Annotated in this window: 6 protein-coding genes; 5 read left to right on the forward strand and 1 reads right to left on the reverse strand. The window is 29.3% G+C overall.

Annotated elements, in window-relative coordinates:
- Positions 1-417: 417 nt before the first annotated feature.
- Positions 418-879, forward strand: a complete 462-nt coding sequence (bcp, locus tag DWX74_RS10780; protein ID WP_118549947.1) for a thioredoxin-dependent thiol peroxidase — start codon at positions 418-420, stop codon at positions 877-879.
- Positions 880-984: 105 nt separating this feature from the next.
- Here bcp and DWX74_RS10785 read toward each other — a convergent pair whose 3' ends face one another.
- On the reverse strand, positions 985-1,845 hold the full coding sequence (locus DWX74_RS10785) for a YitT family protein (protein ID WP_006440428.1): 861 nt from the start codon (positions 1,843-1,845) through the stop codon (positions 985-987).
- A gap of 640 nt (positions 1,846-2,485) precedes the next feature.
- Between DWX74_RS10785 and DWX74_RS11355 the strand changes: the two genes are divergently transcribed.
- The 4 genes from DWX74_RS11355 to DWX74_RS10805 all read left to right on the forward strand — a co-directional run bounded on the left by DWX74_RS11355 (position 2,486) and on the right by DWX74_RS10805 (position 4,096).
- Positions 2,486-2,620 carry a hypothetical protein gene (locus DWX74_RS11355; protein ID WP_006440429.1) on the forward strand — a complete coding sequence of 45 codons (135 nt, stop codon included), beginning with the start codon at positions 2,486-2,488 and terminating at the stop codon, positions 2,618-2,620.
- A 191-nt stretch (positions 2,621-2,811) separates the two neighbouring features.
- Positions 2,812-3,138, forward strand: coding sequence for a hypothetical protein (locus tag DWX74_RS10795; RefSeq protein WP_006440430.1), 327 nt, complete (start codon positions 2,812-2,814; stop codon positions 3,136-3,138).
- A 285-nt stretch (positions 3,139-3,423) separates the two neighbouring features.
- Positions 3,424-3,636, forward strand: a complete 213-nt coding sequence (locus DWX74_RS10800) for a DUF3990 domain-containing protein (RefSeq protein WP_118549948.1) — start codon at positions 3,424-3,426, stop codon at positions 3,634-3,636.
- Positions 3,623-4,096 (forward strand): hypothetical protein, encoded by a 474-nt coding sequence (locus tag DWX74_RS10805; protein WP_118549949.1) that lies wholly within the window; start codon positions 3,623-3,625, stop codon positions 4,094-4,096. The genes DWX74_RS10800 and DWX74_RS10805 overlap by 14 nt, the downstream gene beginning before the upstream one ends.
- The last annotated feature ends 301 nt before the right edge of the window (positions 4,097-4,397 follow it).

Below are 4,397 nucleotides of genomic sequence, written 5' to 3' on the forward strand. Positions count from 1 at the left end.
AACGGCACGCTCCGTGGTGTGAGAGGGGCTACAAGTTAGCCCCTACTTGATAAAGGATTTTTATAACATATTAATTCCCTTCCAGGCTTCGGCACTTTTTCTGTCTAGTTCGAGCGCTGCTCGAAGCTATTGAAAAAAGTGCCATGCAGATTGTCAGTGGAATTTAATATGTTATCCAAATCCTAAAAAGAGTCGCTTTCTAAATATTGCAAACAACCCCCATTCTAATATTCTAACAAAATATTAAAACATCCTTAGGAAAAAGGAACAGATTGTAAAATTTTTACTAGGAGGATTTTCTTTAATATATTGATTTCTAGCGAAAATTAGTTTACTGAGAATATGATTAGGGTATATAATGAATATGTTAATGAAATAGTAAATTTATGAAATTTGTTTTATATGGAGGGATACGATATGTTAGAAGTAGGTACTAAGGCACCAAGTTTTACATTACCAGATCAGAATGGGGATATGCATAGTTTAGCGGACTATAGAGGAAAGAAGGTTCTTTTATATTTCTATCCAAAAGATAATACACCTGGTTGTACTAAACAGGCTTGTGGGTATAGTGAGAGAGCACCTAAGTTTGAGGAAAATGGGGTTGTTGTTCTTGGAATTAGCAAGGATAGTGTGGCATCACATAAGAGATTTGAAGAAAAACAGGGACTTTCTTTTACAATTCTTTCAGATACAGAGTTAGAAGCAATACAGGCTTATGATGTTTGGAAAGAAAAGAAGAATTTTGGAAAAGTTTCAATGGGTGTTGTGAGAACTACTTATCTTATAGATGAGGAAGGGGTAATCATTGAAGCGAATGGAAAAGTAAAAGCTGCTGAAGACCCAGAGAAGATGTTAAATTTAGTTGAAAATATGTAATTAGATAAAAATATTGTAAGTAAATATACTATAAATTAATTTAAAAAGCATAAAAAAGGAACAAGAGAAGTAACTGTATAAGTCATTCTATTGTTCCTTTTTATATTATTCTATTTCTTTAAATCCGTTTCCTAATACTTCATGAACATCTGTCACGATTAAGAAAGCTTTTGGATCTATTCTTTTTACTAATTTTTTTAGTCCATTTTCCTGTCTTTTATTATTAAGCACAACAAGGAATAAGTCTTTATTCTGATTAGTGTATCCACCTCTTGCATTTATTATAGTTAACCCTCTATCAAGTTCACTAGTTATTGCAGATCTTAGTTCTTCTTCTTTTTCGCTTATTATGAAGAATGCTTTTGAACTTTCAAATCCTTCCATTACTATGTCGGCGATTTTAACTATTATGAAAAGTGCTAATCCTGAATAAAGAGCAGTTTCTATACTTCTGTTTACTATACCAGCTGAGATAACTACCATACCATCAAGGCAGCTCATAAACTGAGTTGGTTTTAGGTTAGGGAATTTTTTACTAAGTATAAGTGCTATTAAATCCGTTCCACCAGTTGAAGCATCAACTTTGAACATTATACCTAGTGCAAGTCCGATAAGTACAGCACCTGCTATAGCTGATAGTAGTGCGTCGTGTGTTAAATTCATACGAGATAGTCCATCAGTAGCCTGAACCATAAATGAGAACAGTAAAGTACCGAAAAGAGTTTTCATTGAGTTTTTAACACCCATTATTTTGAAAGTAAGTAGAACAAGTGGCACACCTATGATAAGCATTATAACAGATACTGGTATTCCAGTAACTTTGTTTAAAACTACTGATAGCCCACTTAATCCACCAGGAGCTATTGTATGAGGTTTAAGGAATGCGTTTATCCCAACACTCATTGATATACATCCTAAAATAAGACCGAAAAATTCTAGTATTGCTGATTTTTTACTTTCTTGCATTTTCTTCCTCCTAAATATTAAATTTTCTCTTAAACAACAATATCATTATAACATAAATGTCAGAATAATAATATTCTAAAATTAAAATATTATGGCTAATTTTTATAAAAAAATAAAGGAATTATCTATATATACTTATTATTTAAAAATAGAAATAAATTAGAAAATTTAAAATTTATATATATTTATAGTGAAATTATATTGATAACAAATTAAAATAATAAAAATATAAATAAAAAATTAAAAATATGATACAAAAGAAAATTTGTGGGTATAAAAATAAACAAGAATCGATATAGATTACGTCGATAATATTATAGAAAAAAAGTATTTAAAACTTCACTCAAAATAGCAATTATGGTATAATATTTGAGTAAAGTTGTTTAGGACATACCCTGGTGGGTATTAATAGACTACAGACAATCAATAAGTGAAAGGAGATTAACACAAAATGAAAATAACAGTTCCAGAAACAGCAGCGGAAACTTTAAAATCTATATTAGCAGAAAATCCAAATCAGCCAGATAATATAAGAGTATTCTTCCAGGGAGTATCTTGAAGTGGACCAGCTTTTGGTCTAGCTTTAGATCAGGTAGAAGATAACGACTTAACTTACGAACACGAAGATTTAAAATTCGTAATGAGTAAAGAAGAGCACGAAGCTTATGGAGATATAGTAATAGAAGATACAGGATTTGGATTCAAAGTAATACCAGAATCAATGGTAGGACAGGGATGCAGCTGCGACAGTGGTTGTGGTGGATGCTGCGAATAATATTCGCATATAATGCCAAGTTATATGAATAGAAATATTTGTATAGATAAATAGAAAAAAACTATTAACAAAGCGCGACTTATAGAAAGATGTCTTTTTTACAAAGGCATCTTTTTTTATTTCTTAAAAAGTATTAATATAGGATTAGAATGTAAAATATTAAAAAAATAAATTACTTTGGAGGTAACAAAATGAAAATAACAGTTCCAGATACAGCAATAGAAACTTTAAAATCTATATTAGCTGAAAATACTGATAAACCACAGAATATAAGAGTATATTTCCAGGGAGTTGCTTGTAGTGGTCCATCTTTCGGATTAGCTTTAGATGAAATGGAAGAAGGAGATGTTTTCACAGAAGTAGAAGGTCTTACTTTCGTAATGGCTCCTAATGAATATGAAGTTTACGGAGATATAGTAATAGAAGATACAGGATTTGGATTCAGAGTAATACCAGAATCAATGGTAGGACAGAGCTGCAGCTGCGACGGTGGTTGCGGTGGATGCTGCGGAGAATAATCTGTAGACAATTAAATAGTGTAGTTTATTTTGCAAGAAATATAACTATATATCCTAGTTTGAGATACCTTGATAGAAGAGATTTTATCAAGGTATCTTTTTTTATATTAAAAATCAATTAATATTCTTCTTTTATAAATGTACTTTTAAATATTATTTGTATAAATTACGTATGAAAGGAAAGAATTCAATATAGGAAGGATAAAACTATTTAAGAATATAAAGTCTTTTGAATTCTATACAGTAATAGTTGAATATATTATAATAAAAGGAGAGTAGATATTTATGGTGATTTTATATCATGCATCAGTTGAAGGACCTATGGCAGATGATCAAATATATAATCATATAGATGATTTATATGATGGAATAATAACAAGAGAAGAATTTTGGAAATTAGCAGAATTTAATTATCCAACTAATCAAATTTGTTTTCTGACTGAAAAATCTATAACCTACTTAAAATTTAAAGGGGTGAAGAAATATGGAAAAATATAAATTTAAAGATATTGCCTATACCTGTTCAATAATAGAATATATAGTAAGAATTAAATTTTTACCAAGAGCTGAAGTTGTAAAATTATTGGGAAAAGATAATATTTATGATATTTACTATGGTGCAGAGGTGTGGCATTGTTATACATATCAGGCAACAGCATCGATTTTCTCAGAAAAAGCAAACATACCATATGGAATATATGATTTTGTTCAAAGATCAAAAGTTAAACCATTAAATCCACGAGCACTTGGAAATATTTGGGCAAAACTTGCAATATATATTGCAGAAAAAGAACATATAGATATAATAGATGCAATATATGATGTTTTCTCAAATAGCAATATAGAATATGAATTAGAAAATAGCAAGGATGTAGATTTAATTAAAGATGAAAAATATGTTCAATCTATATATAAAAGAGGATATGTTGACTCTATGAATAAAATTCTATCGTATTAGGTATAATTAAAAAGCATTTCTTTAATTTGTATTTTACTTTTAATAATTATGATATAATAGAAAAGATAAATACGAATAATTTTGGAGGTAACTAACAGTTAAAAATAATCTATAAATATATATAAGAATATATATTTATAGATTACTTTAACTAAGCCTCGTATGTAGAGAAATCCACATAGGACACAACTTTAAAACCAGTAATTCCTAAAGCTCAACGACTACAATAAAAGATAGAAAGAAACTTTTATGAATGTGAAGAAATTCGGAAACAACAGTTGAGATGATATATGGCGAGAGC

Source organism: Peptoclostridium sp. AF21-18, assembly GCF_003478825.1.
Classification (GTDB): Bacteria; Bacillota; Clostridia; order Peptostreptococcales; family Peptostreptococcaceae; genus Peptacetobacter.

What these genes read in the sequence shown, in the direction of transcription:
- bcp (WP_118549947.1), top strand. Translation starts at nt 418, where the DNA reads ATGTTAGAAGTAGGTACTAAGGCACCAAGTTTTACATTACCAGATCAG.
- DWX74_RS10785 (WP_006440428.1), bottom strand. Translation starts at nt 1,845, where the DNA reads ATGCAAGAAAGTAAAAAATCAGCAATACTAGAATTTTTCGGTCTTATT.
- DWX74_RS11355 (WP_006440429.1), top strand. Translation starts at nt 2,486, where the DNA reads ATGAGTAAAGAAGAGCACGAAGCTTATGGAGATATAGTAATAGAAGAT.
- DWX74_RS10795 (WP_006440430.1), top strand. Translation starts at nt 2,812, where the DNA reads ATGAAAATAACAGTTCCAGATACAGCAATAGAAACTTTAAAATCTATA.
- DWX74_RS10800 (WP_118549948.1), top strand. Translation starts at nt 3,424, where the DNA reads ATGGTGATTTTATATCATGCATCAGTTGAAGGACCTATGGCAGATGAT.
- DWX74_RS10805 (WP_118549949.1), top strand. Translation starts at nt 3,623, where the DNA reads ATGGAAAAATATAAATTTAAAGATATTGCCTATACCTGTTCAATAATA.